General features: G+C 58.4%; 20 protein-coding genes. 10 read left to right on the plus strand and 10 right to left on the minus strand.

Features of this window, described 5'->3' with window-relative positions; all coding sequences use genetic code 11:
* The first annotated feature begins 390 nt into the window (after nt 1–390).
* The 9 genes from uhpT to AB5Y97_RS07205 all read left to right on the plus strand — a co-directional run bounded on the left by uhpT (nt 391) and on the right by AB5Y97_RS07205 (nt 9280).
* A complete protein-coding gene (uhpT, locus tag AB5Y97_RS07165) occupies nt 391–1797 on the plus strand; it encodes a hexose-6-phosphate:phosphate antiporter (protein ID WP_005334609.1) in 1407 nt (468 codons plus the stop codon).
* 218 nt (nt 1798–2015) lie between these two features.
* On the plus strand, nt 2016–2321 hold the full coding sequence (locus tag AB5Y97_RS07170) for a PTS fructose transporter subunit IIB (RefSeq protein WP_005334611.1): 306 nt from the start codon (nt 2016–2018) through the stop codon (nt 2319–2321).
* Nucleotides 2321–3088 (plus strand): PTS sugar transporter subunit IIA, encoded by a 768-nt coding sequence (locus AB5Y97_RS07175; RefSeq protein ID WP_201946142.1) that lies wholly within the window; start codon nt 2321–2323, stop codon nt 3086–3088. Before AB5Y97_RS07170 ends, AB5Y97_RS07175 begins: the two co-directional genes overlap by 1 nt.
* 104 nt (nt 3089–3192) lie before the next feature.
* Entirely contained in the window at nt 3193–4116 is a 924-nt protein-coding gene (rluE, locus tag AB5Y97_RS07180; protein ID WP_201946143.1) for a 23S rRNA pseudouridine(2457) synthase RluE, read from the plus strand.
* Entirely contained in the window at nt 4116–4607 is a 492-nt protein-coding gene (locus AB5Y97_RS07185) for an NUDIX hydrolase (protein ID WP_042082454.1), read from the plus strand. The genes rluE and AB5Y97_RS07185 overlap by 1 nt, the downstream gene beginning before the upstream one ends.
* A gap of 157 nt (nt 4608–4764) precedes the next feature.
* Nucleotides 4765–5871 (plus strand): tRNA 2-thiouridine(34) synthase MnmA, encoded by a 1107-nt coding sequence (gene mnmA, locus AB5Y97_RS07190; protein WP_201946145.1) that lies wholly within the window; start codon nt 4765–4767, stop codon nt 5869–5871.
* A 23-nt stretch (nt 5872–5894) separates the two neighbouring features.
* Complete coding sequence (gene hflD, locus AB5Y97_RS07195) at nt 5895–6509, plus strand: high frequency lysogenization protein HflD (RefSeq protein ID WP_005334622.1); 615 nt, start codon at nt 5895–5897, stop codon at nt 6507–6509.
* Nucleotides 6510–6639: 130 nt separating this feature from the next.
* Nucleotides 6640–8010: an adenylosuccinate lyase gene (purB, locus tag AB5Y97_RS07200; protein WP_139493466.1), complete on the plus strand. Its 1371-nt coding sequence runs from the start codon at nt 6640–6642 to the stop codon at nt 8008–8010.
* Nucleotides 8011–8149: 139 nt separating this feature from the next.
* On the plus strand, nt 8150–9280 hold the full coding sequence (locus AB5Y97_RS07205) for a cupin domain-containing protein (RefSeq protein WP_005334626.1): 1131 nt from the start codon (nt 8150–8152) through the stop codon (nt 9278–9280).
* Between the two features lie 63 nt (nt 9281–9343).
* Here the strand turns inward: AB5Y97_RS07205 and AB5Y97_RS07210 are convergent, their stop codons facing one another.
* Genes AB5Y97_RS07210 through pdxH form a run of 4 tightly spaced genes read right to left on the minus strand, consistent with a single transcriptional unit; the run spans nt 9344 to nt 12801 of the window.
* Complete coding sequence (locus AB5Y97_RS07210; RefSeq protein WP_368157446.1) at nt 9344–9865, minus strand: GNAT family N-acetyltransferase; 522 nt, start codon at nt 9863–9865, stop codon at nt 9344–9346.
* 6 nt (nt 9866–9871) lie between these two features.
* Nucleotides 9872–11512, minus strand: a complete 1641-nt coding sequence (locus tag AB5Y97_RS07215; protein WP_201946147.1) for a GNAT family N-acetyltransferase — start codon at nt 11510–11512, stop codon at nt 9872–9874.
* On the minus strand, nt 11512–12126 hold the full coding sequence (locus AB5Y97_RS07220; RefSeq protein WP_368157448.1) for a glutathione S-transferase family protein: 615 nt from the start codon (nt 12124–12126) through the stop codon (nt 11512–11514). The genes AB5Y97_RS07215 and AB5Y97_RS07220 overlap by 1 nt, the downstream gene beginning before the upstream one ends.
* A gap of 36 nt (nt 12127–12162) precedes the next feature.
* A complete protein-coding gene (gene pdxH / locus AB5Y97_RS07225; protein ID WP_013723557.1) occupies nt 12163–12801 on the minus strand; it encodes a pyridoxamine 5'-phosphate oxidase in 639 nt (212 codons plus the stop codon).
* Between the two features lie 314 nt (nt 12802–13115).
* On the opposite strand from pdxH, the gene AB5Y97_RS07230 reads away from it, so the two are divergent.
* Nucleotides 13116–14327 (plus strand): RsmB/NOP family class I SAM-dependent RNA methyltransferase, encoded by a 1212-nt coding sequence (locus AB5Y97_RS07230; RefSeq protein WP_047434271.1) that lies wholly within the window; start codon nt 13116–13118, stop codon nt 14325–14327.
* An 81-nt stretch (nt 14328–14408) separates the two neighbouring features.
* Here AB5Y97_RS07230 and AB5Y97_RS07235 read toward each other — a convergent pair whose 3' ends face one another.
* The 6 genes from AB5Y97_RS07235 to AB5Y97_RS07260 all read right to left on the minus strand — a co-directional run bounded on the left by AB5Y97_RS07235 (nt 14409) and on the right by AB5Y97_RS07260 (nt 22283).
* Complete coding sequence (locus AB5Y97_RS07235; protein WP_201946150.1) at nt 14409–14792, minus strand: RidA family protein; 384 nt, start codon at nt 14790–14792, stop codon at nt 14409–14411.
* Between the two features lie 69 nt (nt 14793–14861).
* The gene (pflB, locus tag AB5Y97_RS07240; protein WP_368157450.1) at nt 14862–17141 is read right to left on the minus strand and encodes a formate C-acetyltransferase; all 2280 of its coding nucleotides are present in this window, start codon (nt 17139–17141) and stop codon (nt 14862–14864) included.
* A gap of 44 nt (nt 17142–17185) precedes the next feature.
* Nucleotides 17186–18394 (minus strand): propionate kinase, encoded by a 1209-nt coding sequence (gene tdcD / locus AB5Y97_RS07245; protein WP_201946153.1) that lies wholly within the window; start codon nt 18392–18394, stop codon nt 17186–17188.
* 199 nt (nt 18395–18593) lie between these two features.
* Nucleotides 18594–19925 (minus strand): threonine/serine transporter TdcC, encoded by a 1332-nt coding sequence (tdcC, locus tag AB5Y97_RS07250; RefSeq protein ID WP_201946155.1) that lies wholly within the window; start codon nt 19923–19925, stop codon nt 18594–18596.
* 11 nt (nt 19926–19936) lie between these two features.
* The gene (gene tdcB / locus AB5Y97_RS07255; RefSeq protein ID WP_331377983.1) at nt 19937–21004 is read right to left on the minus strand and encodes a bifunctional threonine ammonia-lyase/L-serine ammonia-lyase TdcB; all 1068 of its coding nucleotides are present in this window, start codon (nt 21002–21004) and stop codon (nt 19937–19939) included.
* A gap of 10 nt (nt 21005–21014) precedes the next feature.
* The gene (locus AB5Y97_RS07260; protein ID WP_041206016.1) at nt 21015–22283 is read right to left on the minus strand and encodes an IS4-like element ISAeme4 family transposase; all 1269 of its coding nucleotides are present in this window, start codon (nt 22281–22283) and stop codon (nt 21015–21017) included.
* Between the last annotated feature and the right edge of the window lie 101 nt (nt 22284–22384).

Genomic DNA, 22384 nt, shown 5'->3' on the forward strand with positions numbered 1-22384 from the left:
CTCTCCCCTCCTCAGCCCAGCACTCACACAGAGCGCCAAACTGGCTGAAATGGCAGCAATCCGGCGTCAGCGGTGTGATGTTTCTCACGCTTTGTCCGCGAAAGCGCAAAAACTAGGAAAATTTCCTAGCCCCACTAGGGATGGCTCTCAAGCCATTTTTTGCCCCTCTTATTAGAGTCACCCCACCTGATGTCGTGACCCGCACCGCGACGGGCGATATGCCCCGTCATCCCGTGCCGGGCCCGGGTTTATATGGATGAAGCGTCGAGCGCAGCAACGGCTGACAGCCCCGACGTTCCGTTCCCCCTTCCGTGGCGTGACCTCGAACAACCTATCTACAAATGAGGGGCGCGGCGGAAATACCGTCTATCTCGCAGAGGATGAACGAAGATGTTGAAATTGCTCCAACAGGTCCGGGTCCCCACCCTGGACCTGCCGGTCGAAGCCCGGCGCAAGCTCTGGTTCAAGCCGTTTATGCAATCCTATCTGGTTGTATTTATTGGCTATTTGACCATGTATCTGATCCGCAAGAACTTCAACATTGCGCAAAATGACATGATCCAGGAGTACGGTCTCTCCATGACCGAGCTCGGCATGATCGGTCTTGGCTTCTCCATCACCTACGGGGTGGGCAAGACCATCGTCTCCTACTATGCCGACGGCAAGAACACCAAGCAGTTCCTGCCGCTGATGCTGATCCTCTCCGCACTCTGCATGCTGGGCTTCAGTGCCAGCATGGGCGGCACAGGTTTCAGCCTCTACTTCATGATCTTCTTCTATGCCCTGAGCGGTTTCTTCCAGAGCTGTGGCGGTTCCTGCAGCTACTCCACCATCACCAAGTGGACTCCCCGCAACAAGCGCGGCACCTATCTGGGCATGTGGAACCTCTCTCACAACGTGGGCGGTGCTGGTGCGGCCGGTGTGGCGCTGTTCGGTGCCAACTACCTGTTCGATGGCAACGTGCTCGGCATGTTTATCTTCCCCTCCATCATCGCGCTGATCGTCGGTTTTATCGGCCTGCGCTTTGGTAGCGATTCGCCGGAAGCCTATGGCCTTGGCAAGGTGGAAGAGCTGTTTGACGAAGTGGCGAGCGAAGAGGATATCGCCACCGAGGAGCAGAAGCTGACCAAGTGGCAGATCTTCGTGAAGTACGTGCTGCTCAACAAGGTGATCTGGCTGCTCTGCTTTGCCAACATCTTCCTCTACGTGGTGCGTATCGGTATCGACCAGTGGTCCACCGTCTATGCCCACCAGGAGCTGGGTTTCTCCAAAGACGTGGCCATTCAAGGCTTTACCTTCTTCGAAGTGGGCGCTCTGGTCGGCACCCTGATGTGGGGTTACCTCTCCGATCTGGCCAACGGTCGTCGTGGTCTGGTTGCCTGTGTGGCACTGGCGCTCATCATCGCCACCCTGGGTCTCTACCAGCATGCGACCACCCAGTTTATGTTCCTGGGCTCCCTGTTCACTTTGGGCTTCCTGGTGTTTGGTCCGCAACTGCTGATCGGCGTCGCCGCCGTGGGCTTCGTCCCCAAGCAGGGCATCAGCGTAGCCGATGGCGTCAAGGGCACCTTCGCTTACCTGATTGGTGACAGCTTCGCCAAACTGGGTCTGGGCATGATCGCCGATGGCACCCCCATCTTCGGTCTGACCGGCTGGACCGGCACCTTCGCGGCGCTGGACATCGCAGCCGCCGCCTGTCTGGTGCTGATGGGCTGTGTCGCAGTCGCCGAGGAGCGCAAGATCCGCCGCATCAAGCGCGAACTGAAAGCCGCCGAGCTGGCCGCCCAGACCGCCTGATAGCCATAACAACAGACGCAGATTGTTCAGGGCCACCCACAGGGGTGGCCCTTGTTGTTTGGAGAAAACCCACTGCCGGCTGGCCCATATCAGCCTGCACTGCCGTTCAAGGGAAGGGCATATCCCCATCAAGATCCCACTTTTCATATGGACTTTTGGTAAAAGCCCCCCGCTGGCGCTATCTTGTTGCTCCCCCTTGTCAGCATCACAGAGAGCAGATGAAGATCGTCGCCGTCACCGCTTGCCCGACCGGTATTGCCCATACCTATATGGCTGCCGATGCCCTGCAAAAAGCCGCCACTGGGCTGGGACTCAAGATCAAGGTCGAGACACAGGGCGCCATGGGCATGGAGAACATGCTGACCGCCCGCGATATTGCCAGCGCCGACCTGGTGTTGATTGCCTCCGATATCGAGATTGAGCAGAAAGAGCGCTTCCTCGGCTGCACCATCCATCAGGTGAGACTGGAAACCGTGCTGCTGGATGCCAACGCCGTACTCAAGGCCCTGCCGATCCCGGCCTGATGCTGACCCGCGAAATCACCTTCTACTGCCAGCAGGGGTTGAGCATCACCCAGGCCAAGCAGTTGAACCGGCTGGCGAGGATGTTCAAGTCCACCATCCGCTGCGCCAACCTCACCCGGCGCCAGACCGTTGCCGCCAGCAACCAGCTCTCCCTGTTGACCCTCGCCACCCAGCCCGGCGATCTCTGCCAGTTGCAAATTGAAGGGTGCGATGCCGAGCTGGCCCACATGGCCTTCACCTGCTGGTGCGGGGAACTGGGTCAACTACTGGTGCGCCCGCGCACCGCCGCGCTGGCGGAGTTGCGACTGGCCAACGCTCTGCCCGACTACCATTTTGCCCTGCGCCAGTTGGCCCACAGCCCCGAACCGCTGACCAAAGCCGAGGCCCTCGAGCATCTGATCGATCTGCTGCCCGCCGAGCTGATCACCGACCGCGCCACACTGACCGCCGCGGTGGAACGGCGCGAGCAGGTCTCGGCCACCATCATCCGCCCCGGCCTGGCCATGCCTCATGTATTGAGCGAAGGGATCAGCCAGCCAGCGCTGACTCTGCTCAATTGCAAGGAGCCCATTGAGTGGGGCTCTCAAATCGGGCCGGTGCAGACCGTTATTCTGCTGGCGGTGCCGGTTGGTAGCGGACGGGAGACCCTGCGCCCCCTCACCCGACTGGCGCAGGCGATGATCGACGATGTGGTCAGCCACGCCCTGCTGTTGGCAGGCTCGGCCCCCGCCCGTCAGGCTATCGTCATCGAGAGCCTGTTAAGCTAGGCGAATTGGCTCTGGGCGCTGCTTGCTGTAACGCCAGCCATTCATCCTGCCCTCAGCACCCTGTGGTACACTCGCTGCCATCGTCTGTCTGAAGTGTGTATCCGATGAAATCTCCCCGATCCCGTCTCTCTGTCAGCCGCGCGCCGCGCGATAACGCCCCGCGCACGGCGGCCAAACCAGCCGCACCCCGCCATGCATCCCCCCGCAAACCGGAGCTGGCCACGGCGGATCGCAAATTGCTCCTGCTGAACAAGCCCTACATGGTGCTCTGCCAGTTCACCGACGAGGCGGGCCGGGAGACCCTCAAGGATTACATCAAAGAGCCCGGCATCTACGCCGCAGGGCGGCTCGATCGCGACAGCGAGGGGCTGCTGCTGCTCACCAACGATGGCAAGCTGCAGGCGCGCCTCACCCAGCCGGGGGAGAAGACCCCCAAGACCTACTGGGTGCAGGTGGAAGGCATTCCGAGCGAGGAGAAACTGGCCGCCCTGCGCGCCGGGGTGGCGCTCAATGACGGCATGACCCTGCCCGCCGGGGCGCGCATCATGGATGAACCTGCGGTGTGGCCGCGCAATCCGCCGATCCGCGAGCGCAAGGAGATCCCCACCAGCTGGCTGGAGATCAAAATCATCGAGGGACGCAACCGGCAGGTACGGCGGATGACCGCCCATATCGGCCACCCCACCCTGCGCCTTATTCGCTACGCCATCGGTGACTGGACGTTAGATGGTCTGGCCCCCGGCGAGAGCCGTGCCCTGCCCGCCCCCGAGCTGGCGCCGAGCTCCAACAGCCGCCCGCGTCCCTCCTCATCCCGTTCAGGCGCTCATACCGCCAAACCGGCCAAACCGGCAGGGGAGGCACCACGGCGGCCCAGCCAGCCGAGACGGGACGAGCGCCCCCGCACCACTCACCCAACCGAGCGTTCAACTTCAAACCCGACCAGCGGCAAACCCCGCAGCAGTGGTCGAGGAACGGCACGCCGACCGGCCCGAGCGGGCAATCCCGATAGCAACGACAAGGAGTCATGATGAGCAATCAGGCAGAGCAATCGACCACCAGTCACGCCCGCATGGAGGCGCGCCTGACGGTCGCCGCCCTGGTGCAGTGGCAGGGGCGCTTTCTGGTGGTGGAAGAGGAGATAAAAGGCCAGCGCCGCTTCAACCAACCCGCCGGCCATGTGGAGCCGGGAGAAAACCTGCTTGAAGCGGCCTGTCGTGAGCTGAAAGAGGAGACGGGTCTGACCGCCACGCCGACCGCCTGGCTTGGTACCTATCTGTTCAAACCGGCCGACAGCGAGGCCACCTATGTGCGCACCGCCATCATCTTCGACCTTGAAAAAGCGCCGGGTCAACACCATCCAGAGGATCCTGACGGTGATGTGCTGGCTTGCCACTGGCTCACTCTGGAAGAAATAGCGGAATGCAAACCGGCCCTGCGCAGCCCCTTGGTGTGGCAGTGCATTCAGGACTATCTGGCGGGGACACGACTGCCACTGTCGGCCCTCAAGGCCTTTATTTGAGGCTATTTGACACTCTTTTACGGCCACGCTGGCCAATAACAGAAAAACGATTTCCTGCTATCAGGCTCCTGATGGGAACTGCGGCATGGATATGTGACCGGGGGCGCAAAACTCTGGTAGAATATGCCCCGTTTAAACGAACTGGTAACTTCGACTAATGACAGACAACAGCCAAATCAAGGTGATCGTCGGCATGTCCGGCGGCGTGGATTCTTCCGTCTCGGCCTACCTGCTCCAGCAGCAGGGCTATCAGGTCGAAGGCTTGTTCATGAAGAACTGGGAAGAAGACGACACGGACGAGTACTGCTCTGCCGCCCAGGATTTGGCTGATGCCAAGGCCGTCTGCGACAAGCTGGGGATGAAACTCCACACCATCAACTTCGCGGCCGAGTACTGGGACAACGTGTTCGAGCACTTCCTCGAAGAGTACAAGGCTGGCCGCACGCCAAACCCCGATATCCTGTGCAACAAGGAGATCAAGTTCAAGGCGTTCCTCGAATTTGCCGCCGAAGAGCTGGGTGCCACCTACATCGCCACCGGCCACTATGTGCGCCGTGACGACAGCACCGGCCGCCCGCGCCTGCTGCGCGGTCTCGATACCAACAAGGATCAGAGCTACTTCCTCTATACCCTGAGCGAGAAGCAAGTGGGTCAGAGCCTGTTCCCGGTTGGCGATCTGGAGAAGCCCGAGGTGCGCCGCATCGCCGAGCAGCTGGATCTCATCACCGCCAAGAAGAAAGACTCCACCGGTATCTGCTTTATCGGCGAGCGAAAGTTCAAGGACTTCCTGGCCAAGTTTCTGCCCGCCCAGCCCGGCAAAATCGAGACCGTGGATGGCAAGGTGATCGGTGAACATCAGGGTCTGATGTATCACACCCTGGGCCAGCGCAAGGGGCTCGGCATCGGTGGTCGCAAAGATGCCACCGAAGAGGCCTGGTACGTGGTCGACAAAGAGGTCGAGCGCAACGTGCTGGTGGTGGCGCAGGGCGAGCATCCTCGCCTCTACTCCGACGGCCTCATCGCCAGCCAGCTGCACTGGGTGGATCGCACCCCCATTCGCGAGCCGCGTCGCTGCACCGTCAAGACCCGCTACCGTCAGCAGGATATCCCCTGCCTGATCCAGCCCATCGACGACGAGACCATCCGGGTCATCTTCGACGAGAAACAGGCTGCGGTGACACCGGGCCAGTCCGCCGTCTTCTACGACGAGGAAGTGTGTCTGGGCGGCGGCATCATCGAACAACGTTTCAGCCATCCGGTTTGAATCCTTAACAGAAGGCAGCAGACGTGAGCGATAAATTCCAAGACAGAACCATGGCCTTTGCCGGCATCTGCCAGGCCGCGTATCTGGTGCAGAAGGTGGCCCGAGACGGCAGCTGTGACGAGGCCGCCCTGCGCGAGAGCCTCTCCAGCATTCTGGTGACCAACCCGAGCCAGCCGCTCGAGGTGTTCAACAACACCCATCTGGCCATTCGCGACGGCTACCGTGCGCTGGTCGAGCAGCTGGGTGCCGACGGCAGCCAGAAGAATGCCGAGCTGACCCGCTACGTGGTGAGCCTGATTGCGCTGGAGCGCAAGCTGGCCAAGCGCAAGGACATTCTCAATATGCTGGGTGAGCGGATCAGCCAGATTGGCCGCCAGCAACAGCACTTCGATCTGCTCGACGAGCAGATTTTGGCCAACATGGCGAGCATCTACAGCGATCTTATCAGCCCCATCGGGCCGCGCATCCAGGTTGCGGGTACCCCGCTGTTCCTGCAGCAACCGCTGGTGCAGCACAAGGTGCGCGCCCTGCTGCTGGCAGGCATTCGTGCCTGCGTGCTGTGGCGTCAGCTCGGTGGCAGCCGCACCCAGATCATCTTCGCTCGCAAGAAGATGGTGGAGCTGGCCAAACGTTACTAATCATCGGCTCGCGCGCGGGCCAGCCGAGGTCGACATCAGGGTGAACAGCCGCACATCCGCCTTGATGACGACTCAGCCCCACGCGCGAGTGGATACGGATCCCCCACACAAATCATCAGGAGTTCACCCCATGGAGCTGTCCGCGCTGACTGCTGTTTCCCCGATTGACGGTCGTTATGGCGACAAGGCCGATGCCCTGCGCCCTATCTTCTCCGAATTCGGCCTGCTGCGTTTTCGCGTCGAAGTCGAGGTGCGCTGGTTGCAAAAACTGGCCAGCCACGCCGGGATCCCGGAAGTCCCTGCCCTGAGCGCGGCCGCCAATGCCCTGCTCGACGGCATCGTCAGCAACTTCAACGAGAGTGACGCCGCCCGCATCAAACAGATCGAGCGCACCACCAACCATGATGTGAAAGCGGTGGAGTACTTCCTCAAAGAGAAAGTCGAAGTGAACCCGGAGCTGGCGGCTGTCAGCGAGTTCATCCACTTCGCCTGCACCTCGGAAGACATCAACAACAACTCCCACGGTCTGATGCTGAAAACCGCCCGCGAAGAGGTCATCAAACCTTATTGCGAGAAGCTGATCAACGAGCTCAAGCGTCTGGCTCACGAGTACCGTGACATGCCGCTGCTCTCCCGCACCCACGGTCAGCCGGCGACCCCGAGCACCATGGGCAAGGAGATGGCCAACGTAGCCTACCGTCTGGAGCGCCAGTTCAAGCAGATCATGGCGGTGGAGATCCTCGGCAAGATCAACGGTGCGGTCGGCAACTACAACGCCCACCTTAGCGCCTACCCGAATGTGGACTGGCACCAGTTCTCCGAGGAGTTTGTTACCTCCCTGGGCCTGACCTGGAACCCCTACACCACCCAGATCGAGCCGCACGACTACATCGCCGAGCTGTTCGACGCCATGGCCCGCTTCAACACCATCCTGATCGACTTCGACCGCGATGTGTGGGGTTACATCTCCCTGGGTCACTTCAAGCAGCGCACCATCGCGGGCGAGATCGGCTCCTCCACCATGCCGCACAAGGTCAACCCCATCGACTTCGAGAACTCCGAAGGCAATCTGGGTCTGGCCAACGCCGTGTTCCAGCATCTGGCGAGCAAGCTGCCCATCTCCCGCTGGCAGCGTGATCTGACCGACTCTACCGTACTGCGCAACCTGGGTGTAGCGGTGGGTTACTCCCTGATTGCCTATCAGGCGACCCTGAAGGGCATCTCCAAGCTGGAAGCCAACGACGCCGCCATGGCCGCCGATCTGGACGCCAACTGGGAAGTGCTGGCCGAGCCGATCCAGACCGTGATGCGCCGCTACGGTATCGAGAAGCCCTACGAGAAGCTCAAGGAGCTGACCCGTGGTCGCCGCGTCGATGCCGAAGGGATGCGTACCTTTATCGACACTCTGGAGTTGCCGGAAGCGGTCAAGGTTGAGCTGAAGAAGCTGACCCCGGCCAACTACATCGGTGACGCCCAGCGTCTGGTTGATCTGCTGAAGTAAGCCAACCGGCAGTGACGAAGGGGCCCTGTGCACGATACGCCACAGGGCCCCTGTTATTTTCCCTGCCACGGCAGGATCCCGAGTGGCTTTTCCCAAGCCCGCCTTGGGCAAAACCTCTTTGCGAGACACGAGAAACAGCATGTACGAACTCAATCTGGATATCGCTCACTTCCTCGAGCACTACTGGCAGAAGCGCCCGCTCCTTATCAAGGGCGGCTTCACCGACTTTCAGGATCCCATCAGCCCGGACGAGCTGGCGGGTCTGGCCATGGAAGAGGTGGTAGAGTCCCGCCTCGTCACCCGTTTCGACGGCAAGTGGGATGCGGCCCACGGCCCCTTCGAATCCTACGACCATCTGGGCGAAGAGAACTGGACCATTCTGGTACAGGCCTGCAACCACTGGGCCCCCGAGGTGAACGAGCTGGCGGTGCCGTTCCAGTTCATTCCGGGCTGGCGCTTTGACGATGTGATGGTAAGCTTCTCCACCCCTCACGCGGGTGTCGGCCCCCACATCGACAACTACGATGTGTTCATCACCCAGGGGCTGGGCAAACGCCACTGGCGGGTTGGCGATGCCAAGCCGCTCAACGAGTTTGCCGCCCACGCCGCCCTGCTGCACTGCGAGCCGTTCGAGGCTATCATCGACGTCATCATGGAGCCGGGTGACATTCTCTACATTCCGCCCGGATTCCCCCACGAAGGCTACGCCATCGAGCCCTCCATGAACTTCTCGGTGGGTTTCCGCGCACCAGATGCCAAGGCGCTTATCTCCTCCTTTGCCGATCATCTGATCGACAACGAGGTGCGTACCGAGCGTTATGGCGATGCCGATCTCAAGCCCCGTGCCCGTCACGGCGAGATCCAGCCCCACGAGCTGCACCGTCTGCGCGAGCTGATGCAGCAGGCCCTCGATGACGAGACCCTGTTCAAGGAGTGGTTCGGCACCATGATCTCCGAGGCCAAGCACGATCTGGATGTCAATCCGGTCGAGCCGGACTACAGCGCCGAGGAAGTGGCCGACCTGCTGACCCAGGGCGAACCTGCCATCAAGGTGCCGGGTCTGCGCACCGTCTGGTTCAGCGGCGAGAGCCAGCAGTGCTTCATCGACGGCGAAGCCTGGACGCTGCAGAGCGAAGATGCGGCCGCCATTTCGCTCCTGTGTGACAAAGACATCATCACTCAGGCCGACATGGTGGAGCTGGCCGATCAGGCTGGCTTCCTGCAACTGCTGACCCGTCTGGTCAACCGTGGTTACTGGTTCTTCAACTAACCTGACTGGCTGATAGAGATGAAAAAGGCGCCATCAGGCGCCTTTTTCACAGATGTCGACCATTCACACCTCGAGCGGCTCTTCGTCAGGCAGCTCGTCAAACAGCGGGTGATAGAGCACCTCACCCTGCACACCCGCAAAACCGCGCTCCTGCAGCTCCATCGCCATAAAGCAGTCGGCAGGCACCTCATAGATGCAGTGGAGGCCAAACTCGCTGGCCGGGCGGAAACCGAAACGGCTGTAATAGGCCGGATCCCCGAGTACTACCACCCCTTTCCAGTCCATTTCGAGCGCCGTATCAAGCCCTTCACGGATGAGATCAGAGCCAATCCCCTGACCTTGCCAGTCGGGATGAACCGCGACCGGCGCCAGACCGAGCCAGGGCCCTTCCATGCCGTTAATGGTGATCGGGCTTAGCATCAGGTGCCCCATGAACTCGTACTCTTCCTCTTCGACCATGGTCACTACGGCAGCACCACATTCGCGCAGGCGGTTGACCAGTTCGGCCTCATCGGAACGACCGAAGGCGGCACTCAGCAGCTCATAGACCGGCAGCATGTCACCGGGGCACTCGGTTCTCAACATCAGGTATTACTCCTCGTACAGCAGAGCGGGCATTATTCCACACAACGGCTGGTCATTCTGAGTACCTTTGTCCAAAAATGGGAGGGTGCACTCAGGAAAACAAGCTGCAAACTGCTGCTGCAAGGCGGTTAGCGTAGCCGGGGTGACCCTGTTCATCGCCTCGTGGTAGGCCAGCCAGAGGGCGGGAGCCTCCCGCGCCAACCGATCAAAGGTCAGTTCGGGCGTTTGATGCCAACAGCCATCCAGCTCATCGACCAGCTCCGGCAGCTCCACCAGCAGCCGTAACTGCTGATAGCGTATCTGCGGCGAGTCACCGTTGCCGCCCAGCGCCAGCGCCATCAATTGGTTGAACCAGTGGAGCCGTGATGCGCGCTCCTCGCGGCTGAGCAGCTCTGGCCCCTGCCGCTGCAGCGCGGCCAGTTGCAGCAACCACGCCAGCCCCTGTTCATCCCTGTCTTTCAGCAAGACGCCGCCAAGATGGGACAACTGCTCCGGTTCGGCCTGCTCCAGCAGATCGACGGGATAACAGTGCAGCGCCAACAACCTCTCAAGATGCGGCGGGCAACGCAGAAAACAGGACTCCTCCCCAGCCCCCCTCTTATCCACAAAGAGCGAGATGGCCAGCTTGCCGTTGGCACTCTGCCGATTGATCGTGGCAGGCTCCCACAGGATCACCACGGCAATCCGCTCATCTGCCAGCCAGCTGGAAATTTCCTCGGGCAGGGGATTGGGTAAGGAGGGTGCGCGATCCAGTCGCCAGTAGCTCACCTCACACGGCTGGCGACCACTGATATGGCGCCGCCCGCGATAGTGCATCCCCACTTTTGCCATCACCCGGCCGGAGGCTAAATTGTCCGGCATATGGCGAGCCGTCAGCGCCGGCAGTTGCAGTTGGTCAAAGGCAAACTCCTTGACCAAGCCAGCGGCCCGAGTCGCCAGACCGCGATTCTGCCAGGGCACGCCCACCCACCAGGCGAGCTCGCCATTCCAGTGCAAGGAGATCACCCCAACCAGCGCCGCCCCTTGCTCCTCTGGCAAGGTGATGGCCCAGCTCCAGCCAAGGCCAAGCGCCGCCTTGCGCCAGCTAAGGGCCAGCCAGTCGCGGGCCCCCTCCGGCGGATAGGGGTGAGGAATATTGAGGGTATAGCGGGCCAGCGCCTCGTCGCTGCAGTAGCGCACTATCTCGCGCTCATCGGCGGCCTGCAGTGGTCGCAGCACGACGCCAGCGGCGTGCGAATCCTCGGCCAACGTCGGTATCATCACGCGGCGCGCCAGCAGGCGATTAAGCACGGCACCCAAATCGGCCTCGGGGGTGAGCGGCAGATCGGCCCCCACAGGGCCAAGGGTGAGCAGTCCCTGCTCCTTGGCGAGGGTCAATAGGGAGGTAGAGGCACTGATCAGAACCTGGCGGCTGGGATCAACATGAAAATCCGCCAGCAGATCCCCATCGAGCCAGGCAGCCAGCAGGGCTCCCGGGCAGAGCACCCCGTCCGGAGGGCTGCTCGCCCAGGGTGCATCGGTTTGATCGAGGGCAGCCGCCGCTTCTTTGCCGAGCAGCAGCTGCCAGCGATGACCTTGCTGCTGCCAGTGCGGCAACAGCGCAGCCCACTGCGGTTGCCACAGACTGGCCTCGATCAGCAGTTCCATCAGCTGGCCTGACAGGCCGCTGGCAGCGTCAGATGGCGGGGATGGGCTTCGATACGGGCGATCCAGCTACGGATAGCGGGCCACCCCTGCAGAGAAAAGATCCCCTCCTCTGCCACATGGGTGTAGGCATAAAGGGCGATATCGGCGATGGTCGGCGCATCACCGCACAGATAGGGGCTCTGTTTCAGCTGCTGCTCCATTACCGCCAGCGCCTTCTCGCCACCGGCTTTCAGCCCGTCGAGACGCGCCTCCTGGGACTCGGGGCGGCCGAGATAGTGAACGATAAAGCGGGCCACCGCGATATAGGGTTCATGGCTGTACTGCTCGAAGAACATCCACTTGAGCACCTCGGCCTGCTGGCGCGGATCGGTGGGCCACAAGGCGCTGCCTTGCGCCAGATAGAAGAGGATGGCGTTGGATTCCGCCAGCGCATCGCCCTGGCCAATCTCCAGCACCGGGATCTTGCCGTTGGGGTTCATGGCCAGAAATGCGGGGATATGGGTATCCCCCTCCTGAATATCCACCTCAACCCACTCAAGGGGCAACTCCAGCCAGCGGGCCAGCAGCCACACCTTGTAACAGTTGCCGGAACGCAGATCACCATACAGACGCATGCACACTCCTTGTGAAAACAGATTTGAACAGCGCGATCAGGGAGCCAGGCGCTCAATGTGCCAGCCATCCCCTTCGCGAGTGTAGTAGAAGCGGTCGTGCAGCCGGTGCTCGCCCCCCTGCCAGAACTCCACCGTCTCGATCACCACCCGGAATCCGCCCCAGAAGCTCGGCAGCGGCACTTCGCCATTTGCAAACTTCTGCTTGAGCTCGAGGAACTTGGCCTCCAGCACGCCGCGGGCCGAGATGCGGGTCGACTGCTTGGAGACCCAGGCTGCGATCTGGCTATCCTTGGGACGGCTGTGGAAATACTTCATCACCTCGAAGGTGCTCATCTTCTCCACCCGACCGGTCACATGCACCTGACGGTCGAGCGTATGCCAGGGGAAGAGCAGGCTGATACGGGGATTGCCTTCCAGCTGCTGCGCCTTGCGGCTGCCCATGTTGGTGTAAAAGACCATCCCCTGGGCGTCGTAGTGCTTGAGCAGCACGGTGCGCTGCCAGGGCTGACCATCGGCATCCACCGTCGCTACCACCATGGCGGTGGGATCGGTCAGTTTGGCCTCACAGGCCTGCGCCAACCACTTCTCGAACAGCGCCAGCGGCTCGGCCGGCAGATCGGCCCGGTGCAGCCCGCCACGGGAGTATTCACGGCGCAGATCAGCAACATCCATCATCTTGATTTTCCTTCAAATAAATAATGGTTCCACGACCATCAAGAGAGTGACGCAGGCATTGTGCTCCGCCCCTCTTGCGGTGACAAGCCATAACGCAGCCGAGCACTCCACCGCAGAACAGATAACACTTCGGCAGTTGCTCTTGCCAATTTTCAGACGTAGTCACAGTCAAAAAGGGAATCACACTCGACCACACTTTATATATCTACCTTGCACCGCATGACCCTTACACCTATCATTGCGCCGGTTTATCTGTTTTAGAATCATCCACAGCTACTCGGATGGTTCATCTTTATCTGGCCAAGGTTAATCTCATGCTCAAATCCCCACTGTTGCCCCGTTTCGGGGATCTTGTCGTTGCCATTGTTGACGATGTGCTCGGTCAGGGTCTTACCCTCGACCGCGCTTATGCCCGTCACTTCTCCGGCATCGAACTAAAACCGCAAGAACAGGCAAGGATTGCCCTGGTCACCGGCGACCTGCTGCGCCGTCTCAGCCTCTATTGCTTCCTCACCGGTATTCAGGTGCGTCAGGCCGAAAAGAATGTCTGGCCGCTGCTGCACAGCTGGCACGCCTTCCACAAAATTGCCCAGCCCAACCACCCGACCCTGGATCGCTTCAATGAAGAGGCATTCCGCCGCCGTCTGACCGAGGCGAAGAAGAACCCGGTATTGATGGATGGTTGCCCGAGCTGGCTGGAGAAACTGGGTAGCGAGCAGTTGGGTGAAGCCTGGCCTGCCGAGCGTGCAGCCCTGGCCTGGATGCCCAAGCGTTACCTGCGGGTCAACACCCTCAAGTGCACCCGTGATGAGCTGCAAGCCATGCTGGCCAAAGAGCAGGTCACCACCATTCCGGTTGAAGGTGTGGAGACTGCCCTGCAGGTCACCTCCGACGCCGCCCTGTTCCGTACCAAGGCCTTTGCCGATGGTTGCTTCGAACAGCAGGACGCAGGCTCCCAGCTGGTTGCTGCTGCGCTGGAAGTTGCCCCGGGCATGCGCGTTATCGACGCCTGCGCCGGTGCCGGTGGCAAGACCCTGCATATCGCCGCCATGATGCAGGGCAAAGGCCGTCTGCTGGCAATGGATGTGGAAGAGTGGAAGCTGGAGAACCTCAAGCAGCGCGCTCGTCGCGCGGGTGCCCACAACGTGGAGACCCGGGTCATCACCAGCAGCAAGACCGTCAAGCGCCTCAAAGAGAGCGCCGACCGCGTACTGCTGGACGTGCCCTGCTCCGGGCTTGGCGTACTCAAGCGCAATCCGGATGCCAAATGGCGTGATACCGCCGAGCGTCTGCCGGTGCTGGTCGCGCTGCAAGAAGAGATCCTGCAGCGTTACAGCCAGATGGTGAAGGTTGGTGGTCTGCTGGTCTATGCAACCTGCTCCATCCTGCCCGAGGAGAACCGCCAGCAGGTGGACAAGTTCCTCGCGGCCAACGAGAACTTCCGTCTGCGTGACGATCACACTGTGAGCCCGTCAGAGACTGGCTTCGACGGTTTCTACATGGCACGTATCGAACGGATCGCCTGATCTGCCCGATGACCATATAGACAAAAGCGGCTGCCATTGGCAGCCGCTCTGTTTTGGCTTGCTGACACACTCCCGATGGAATTACAGCGCAGCAATCGCCTCTATCTCGATCTTCACATCCTTCGGTAACCGAGCCACCTCCACGCAAGAGCGCGCCGGATACATGGCATCGTGCTCGGAGAAGAAGTCGTTGTAGACCTGATTCACCGCAGCAAAGTCGTTCAGATCCGAGACAAACACCGTGGTCTTGAAGATGTTGCGCACCTCGCCGCCTGCTGCCTCGACAATCGCCTTTACGTTTTGCAGGGAGCGCAGGGTCTGCGCTTCGATACCCTCTGCAATGTCGCCGCTCACCGGGTCCAGCGGGATCTGGCCGGAGGTGTATAGGATGTTGCCAATCCGGGTGGCCTGCACATAGGGGCCGATGGCGCCCGGCGCCGCCTTGGTAGTGATAACCTGTCGCATCTGTTACTTCCTCGTGCTGACAAACAAAAAGTAGGCCCGGAGCAAGCCTGCTCACCCCGGGCATGAGAGTTACATCATGTTGGTGAAGGTTCTGGAGATGACGTCCTGCTGCTGCTCGCGGGTCAGGGCGTTGAAGCGAACCGCATAGCCGGAGACCCGGATGGTCAGACTGGGGTACTTGTCCGGATTCTCGATGGCATCCAGCAGCATCTCGCGGTTCATCACGTTGACGTTGAGGTGCTGGCCCCCTTCCACATCCCGCTCGTGATGGAAGTAGCCATCCATCAGCCCCACCAGATTGTTCTCGCGATTGGCGGGTTCCTTGCCGAGCGCCCCCGGCACGATGGAGAAGGTGTAGGAGATCCCGTCCTTGGCGTATTTGAACGGCAGCTTGGCCACCGAGGCGAGTGAAGCAACCGCCCCCTTGCGATCCCGACCGTGCATCGGGTTGGCCCCCGGGGCAAACGGGGCACCGGCGCGGCGGCCATCCGGGGTGTTGCCGGTCTTCTGGCCATAGACCACGTTGGAGGTGATGGTCAGGATCGACTGGGTCGGCACCGCATTGCGGTAGGTCGGTAGCGCCTGGATCTTCTTCATGAAGCGCTCGACCAGATCGCAGGCGATAGAGTCGGCCCGCTCGTCGTTGTTGCCGTACTGGGGATACTCCCCCTCAATCACAAAATCGACCGCCAGCCCGTCAGCATCGCGCACCGGCTTGACCCTGGCGTACTTGATGGCCGCCACCGACAGACCTGCAATGCCGCAGGCCATGGTGCGATAGACGTCGCGGTCGTGCAGCGCCATCAGGGAAGCCTCGTAGCTGTACTTGTCGTGCATGTAGTGAATAAGGTTGAGCGCACTGATGTACTGCACCGCCAGCCAGTCCATAAAGCTGTCGAGGCTGGCCATGACAGTGGCGTAATCCAGCACCTCGTCCATGATGGGCGCCACTTTCGGGCCGACCTGGATCTTCAGCTTCTCGTCCACCCCGCCGTTGATGCAATAGAGCAGGGTTTTGGCCAGATTGGCGCGAGCACCGAAGAACTGCATCTGCTTGCCGATCACCATAGGGCTCACGCAGCAGGCGATGGCGTAATCATCGCTCTCGAAGTCGGTGCGCATCAGATCATCGTTCTCATACTGCAGGGATGAGGTATCGATGGAGACGCGGGCCGCATAGGTCTTGAAGGCCCGCGGCAGCCCTTCCGCCCATAGGATGGTGAGGTTGGGCTCGGGCGCCGGCCCCATGGTCTTGAGGGTGTGGAGGTAGCGGAAGGAGTTCTTGGTCACCAGGGTGCGACCATCCAGCCCCATGCCACCGATCACCTCGGTGGCCCAAATGGGGTCGCCGGAGAAGAGGGAGTCAAACTCGGGGGTACGCAGGAAGCGCACCATGCGGATCTTCATGATGAAGTGATCGACCAGCTCCTGGGCATCCTGCTCGCTGATAAGCCCCGCCTTCAGATCCCGCTCGATATAGATGTCGAGGAAGGTAGCTGTACGACCGAGGGACATGGCCCCGCCATTTTGCGACTTCACTGCCGCCAGATAGGCAAAGTAGAGCCACTGCACCGCCTGCTGGGCAGTGCGTGCCGGCCCGGAGATGTCAAAGCCGTAGCTGGCCGCCATCTGCTTGATCTGCACCAGTGCCCGCTTGTGCTCGGCCAGCTCCTCGCGCTGGCGGATCACCTGCTCCAGCAGCTCTCCCCGCTCGAGAGCCGGTTGCAGATCGGCAAACTGCAGCTCCCGCTCACGGATTAGATAATCTATGCCATAGAGCGCTACCCGACGATAATCTCCGATAATGCGACCACGGCCGTAACCATCCGGCAAACCGGTCAAAATTCCTGATTTTCGGCAGCGCAACATCTCGGGAGAGTAGACGTCGAACACGCCCTGGTTATGGGTTTTGCGCAATTCGCTGAAGGGATATTCAAATTCGGGATCCATCTCCCGGCCATATGCTTCAAAAGAGCTGCGGATCATATTTACGCCGCCAAACGGGTGCAGCGCTCTTTTAAGGGGCTTGTCGGTTTGCAGGCCAACGATTTTTTCCAGCCCCTGCTCGATATAACCCGGCCCGTGGGCGGTAATTGTGGTGGCAATATTGGTATCAAAATCGACCGGTGCGTGGGTGGCATTCTCGATACGAATCCCCTTCATCACCTTGTTCCATAAAGTGGTGGTCGCTTCGGTGGCATCTGCTAAAAACTGTTCGTCACCTTCATAGGGGGTGTAGTTCTGCTGGATAAAATCACGGACGTTGATCTCGTGCTTCCAGTTTTCACCGGCAAACCCTTGCCATGCCTGACGGAATTTATCCTGATCCAATTGCATATCAACTTTCATCAAATAAACCTCATTCACTACTCATGACACTACAGTGGAAGATGTCAGACGCACTCGGCCTGACGAACCTGCTGCCCCAGACGAATGGCATCCAGCGCGATCATTTTCTCTTCATTGGTGGGAATAACCGCCGCCAGCACCATGGACTCTGCCGCCGAAATAATCCGACAACCCTCGCTATTGGGACGCTGGTTAAACGGCTCGCTGATCGCTACGCCAAATACCTGAAGTCGTTCGCATACCAGCTTTCTGATAAAGGCCGAGTTTTCGCCAATACCGCCGGTGAAAATAACGGCATCCAGTCGGCGCAATGAGGTGGCATGACCACCGATATGGCGGGCAATACGATGGGCAAAGGCGTGAATGGCCAATTTCGCCCCGGGATGTCCTTCGTGATAGGCAGCTTCCAATACCCGCATATCTGAGGAGAGCCCCGAAATACCCAGCAGGCCGGACTGCTTGTTCAATACCCGCTCGATATCCTCGATAGATTGACCCGTCTTGCTGGCGATATAGGCCAGCGCGCCAAAATCGATATCGCCGCTGCGGCTGCCCATGATCAGCCCCTCCAGCGGCGTCATCCCCATTGAGGTATCGACGCTCTTGCCATCCTGCACCGCGCAAATAGAGGCGCCATTGCCCAGATGAGCGATGACCAGACCGGCATGTTGCTCATCCAGCCCCATAAATACGCAAGCCTGCTCGGCAACATAGCGATGGGAGGTGCCATGGAAACCATAGCGACGCACTCCATAATCCTGCAAATATTGGTAAGGCAGCCCATAGATATAAGCTTCCGGCTTGAGGGTCTGGTGAAAGCCGGTATCAAATACCGCAATTTGGGGTTGTGTGGGAAATAGCTGGCGGGCGGCCATCACGCCACTTAAATTGGCGTGATTGTGCAGGGGGGCCAAGGGTGACACCTGCTTTATTTTGGCCAAGACATGTTCATCAATGATCACGGCTTCGCTAAATTCACTACCACCATGAGCAATACGATGACCCACCAGTGCAATGGCACCCAGCAGATCCCGTTTTTTCAATTCCGCCGCGATGGCAGCCAATGCACAGGTGTGGTTATTTTCAGTTAATGACATAGCGGGCTCTTTACCCACTTGCAATTGGGGATGGGCCGTCTCAATACCATCCGCCATACCGGATATCACCACCTCACAGGATTGACTCTCCAGTACCGAGAATTTGACCGATGAGGAGCCGCAATTGATAACCAGAACCAACGAATCAAACTTCATTACATCGCCTCGAGATTAATAGTGTCGAGTCACTGCAGTCAGGGCATTTCGCCATAAACAGAAAGTCAAAAAATGGCAAGCCTTACCCAGGGCCCACATAATTGTGGCCAACGAAGAACCGGTTATTGCTCATGTCTGACTGCACCATCCAGACCCCGCCAGGGGAGCCTGAATGGTTGATGACTTGCAGAAAAGGTTTTCAGAACAGCTTGGAAACTATATTCAGGATGGTCAGCACACCGATGATGGTGACAAACAGGTTGCTGGCCTGACCTTTATATTTTGCAAGTGCCGGTGTCTTGCTCACCGCATACATCGGCAGCAGACAGAGCAGGGAAGCGATGATTGGCGCCCCCATTGCCTCAATCAGGTCGAGGATGTTGGGGTTCACATAAGCGACCAGCCAGGTCGAACCCATGATGAACAACATACTGACCATGTTGAGTTTTTTACTGGAAACCTTGCTCTTGTCACCCTGGTAGCCAAAGCGGAGGATAAGGCCATTCAACCCTTCCAACGTCCCCAGATAGTGACCGAAGAAGGATTTGAAGATAGCAACCAGCGCGATAATGGACGCCGCATACTCCAGGGTGGTGGCAAACGCAGACTTGCTGCCCGTCATTGAGGAGAAGTGGTTAGCCAGATAGGAGAGCACCGGAATATTCTGGGCTTTGGCTTCCGCCATGTTTTGCGGTGACAGGGTAAAGAGGCAGCTGAAGGCAAAGAACATCACCACGGCCACCATCAGCATGCTGGCACCGGAGATAATCTTCGAGCAGCGTTTCTCGGTAAAATCACGCCCGAACTCCTGCTCATACTCTTCCCGTTTGGAGACAATGAAAGAAGAGACTATCGGCGAGAAGTTGAAGGAGAAGACCATGATGGAGATCCCCAGCCAGATGGTAACCAGAATACCATCGTGACCAAACATCGATATCTCGCTCAGATTGACCTGATCAAAGACGGCACTGTTCCAGTACGGGACGAGGGAGAGAGAGATAACGATCAGACTGGCAATAAAGGGAAAGACCAGATAGCTCATCACCTTGACCATCAGATCTTTACCGAAGTAGATCACGAATGCCATCAACATCAACAATGCCAGTGCAACCACACCTCGATTAAGCGGAACCAACTGTAGTTGATGCTCCCAAAATGCCATAAAGGTATTGGTGATCGTCACACCATATATCCACAGCAGTGGGCAGATGGCAAAGAAATAGAGGAAGGTAATTACCACTCCACCCATCTTGCCAAAATGTTCTTCAACGGTCTCGGTAATATTTGCCGATGGATTACTACCAGAAAGACATAATCTGGCCAACGCCCTGTGGCAATAAAATGCAATGGGGTAAGCCAGCACCAGCATGATTAATATTGGGATCAGGCCACCATATCCGGCCCGGATGGGAAAGAACAAGACCCCCGCCCCGATAGCAGTACCGAACAGACCTAATCCCCATGTGGTATCCGATTTACGCCATGCACGCGTATTCTCTTTACTGCCGGTTACAACACTGTCTAATATCATGACTGCATTCCTTACAGGCTAAATTGACGAATATTGTTCTGTTCGATAATTTCGGCGATCCGGGTCAGATCAATATTGCCACCCGAAATAATGCTGACGGTCTTTTTACCTTCGACATAATGTTTCAGCTTGCCACTGAGCAGCGCTGCCGAGGCCAGAGCTCCCGCCCCTTCGGTAATCACCTTGTTGCGCTGAATAAGGTCAACCATGCTATGACGAATATCATCCTCGGTGACCAGTACAATATCATCCACCAATTGTTTGACGATTTCGAAGGTCAGTGAACCGGGTCTTGCCACATCACAGCCATCGGCCAGCGTGCTGCTGGTTCTGTGATTGGTCATGGTACCGGCATAGAAAGAGGCCGCCATACCGTGCACATTCTCGGATTGCACACCAATCACCTTGATGGTCGGATTAATAGATTTGATAGCCATGGCAACACCGGCAATCAAACCACCGCCACCGATCGGCACTATGATGTTATCGACATCATACAAATCTTCGATAATTTCCAGGCCAATGGTGCCCTGGCCGGCAATCACTTTTGCATCGTCGAAAGGGGGGATAAATACGCGGCCTTCCATCTCCACGATTTCGCTGACTTTGGCAATGGTGTCATTGAAGCTATTTCCATGGAGGATCACTTTGGCTGAATAGTCACTGGTTGCAGCAATTTTTGATTTGGGGGCACAGCAAGGCATGACCACCTTGGCATCAATTCCCAGCATAGCACTGGAGAGTGATACACCTTGGGCATGATTGCCCGCCGAGCAGGCGACAACACCTTTTTGTCGGTCTTCCAGACTTAATGAACTGAGTTTGTTGAAGGCACCACGAATTTTAAAAGAGCCTGTACGTTGCATGTTTTCAAGCTTGAGGTAAACCTCGCCATGGCAACGTTCGCTGATGTAGTTAGAGGGTAGTTGCGCGGTCTTGTATATATGATTGGTCAGTCTTTTTTTGGCTTCAGTAATATCATGAAGACCAATGGGCAGATTGCTATACATCTTCATCGCAAATCTCTTTTTATTTATTAATTTGTAGGGTTTTATTTCACAGGGCGAAGCGATACTCATATACAGGACCTTAAGAAAACACTTCATTTGAAATTCCTTCTAAGGTCCTGTTCTGTATCGATTTTCGCTGCTTGGTTCGACGGGCATTTTTCGCCAAGTAAACGGCAGCCCATTCCAGACGCTCTCTTATTTCCACCAACACCCGATGAGCCACCGCTTCCAATAACGGGAACCACCAGGTTCCGCTATTTTTCGCCGCTTTCAGTGTGGATAAACCGTCCCCCATCAGCGTCTGAGCTACCCGTCTTTTCATCACCAGCGACAACAGGCTGGCCCACACCAGCCCCTCGGCAATGGCTTTCTGACCTGTCACAAAGCCCTTGAGCCGGTTGTGCGACTTCCACTCCTTAAACAGCAGCTCCACCTGCCAACGACAGCGGTACAGGCTCATCACCCGCTCTGCTGGCCATGCCTCTCGTGGCAGATTGGTCATCCAGATACAGAACCGTTTCTCCTCGGCAAACCAGCGTCGGATCAGCCGATACTCGAACTTGCCCGATTTCACCACCATATCCAGTACCTCTGCCCGACAGTGCCGCCGTCCAGCATCCTTGAGTGACAGGCCCGCCAGCTTCGGCACTTCCCGTTCGTCACCGCGCCATGCCCGGATAATCTTCGGGTTCAGGCTCTTACTACCCCTGACCAGATAGAAACCGCCCGCCTCGTTTAGTTTCGCAAAGTAGGCCATATCGATGTAACCCGCGTCCGCCAACAGCAGGCTGTTATTGAGCCGCTCGGGCTCAGGCAGGAACTGGCGCTCTGACGCCGTATCGGCAGAGACCTGCATGCAAACTGGACTTTGCTCCAATAGAGACATGAGCATATGACACTCGATTGCCGCCGGGCTAATGGTCTTGAACCTTCCCGGAAACACTTCGGCCAGGCTTTTGTGGACGGCAAAGGAAGTACCATCCTGCAACAACACCTGTTTGAATGCGCCAAGGGATGCAGTCTTCATCTGTTGGCCGATACGCAAGGCGATAGCCCGTTCAACCAGCGCCTTCATGAACAGGGCGAACGACGCTTTGCGCAACTGGTTGTGAAAGGGCTTGTAGGAAACCTGATGGGCATCAACCAGTTGCAAGGCATTGAAATGATGGTGCAATCCAGCGATACCATCGACCTGGTCGCAGCCAAGTGCCCGCAAGAGTGCAGTCACCAGCATGGCAGGCGTAATGGCTCGTTTGCGCAAGCAAAATTGGCAGTCACGGGCAATGCGGTCGAGTTCGGCAGGAGAGAGAAGTTGCTCAAGATAGTGGTTGGCATCGATAATGGTCATGGCTTCGTGCGTGGCGGTTTTGTTTGGCGATAAAATCAGATCACAATCGAAGCCATTTTTATATCTATTTCAATTGGTTGCTGCTAAAGATCCTGTACATG

This window comes from Aeromonas sp. R10-2 (assembly GCF_040908445.1).
Lineage (GTDB): Bacteria > Pseudomonadota > Gammaproteobacteria > Enterobacterales > Aeromonadaceae > Aeromonas > Aeromonas veronii.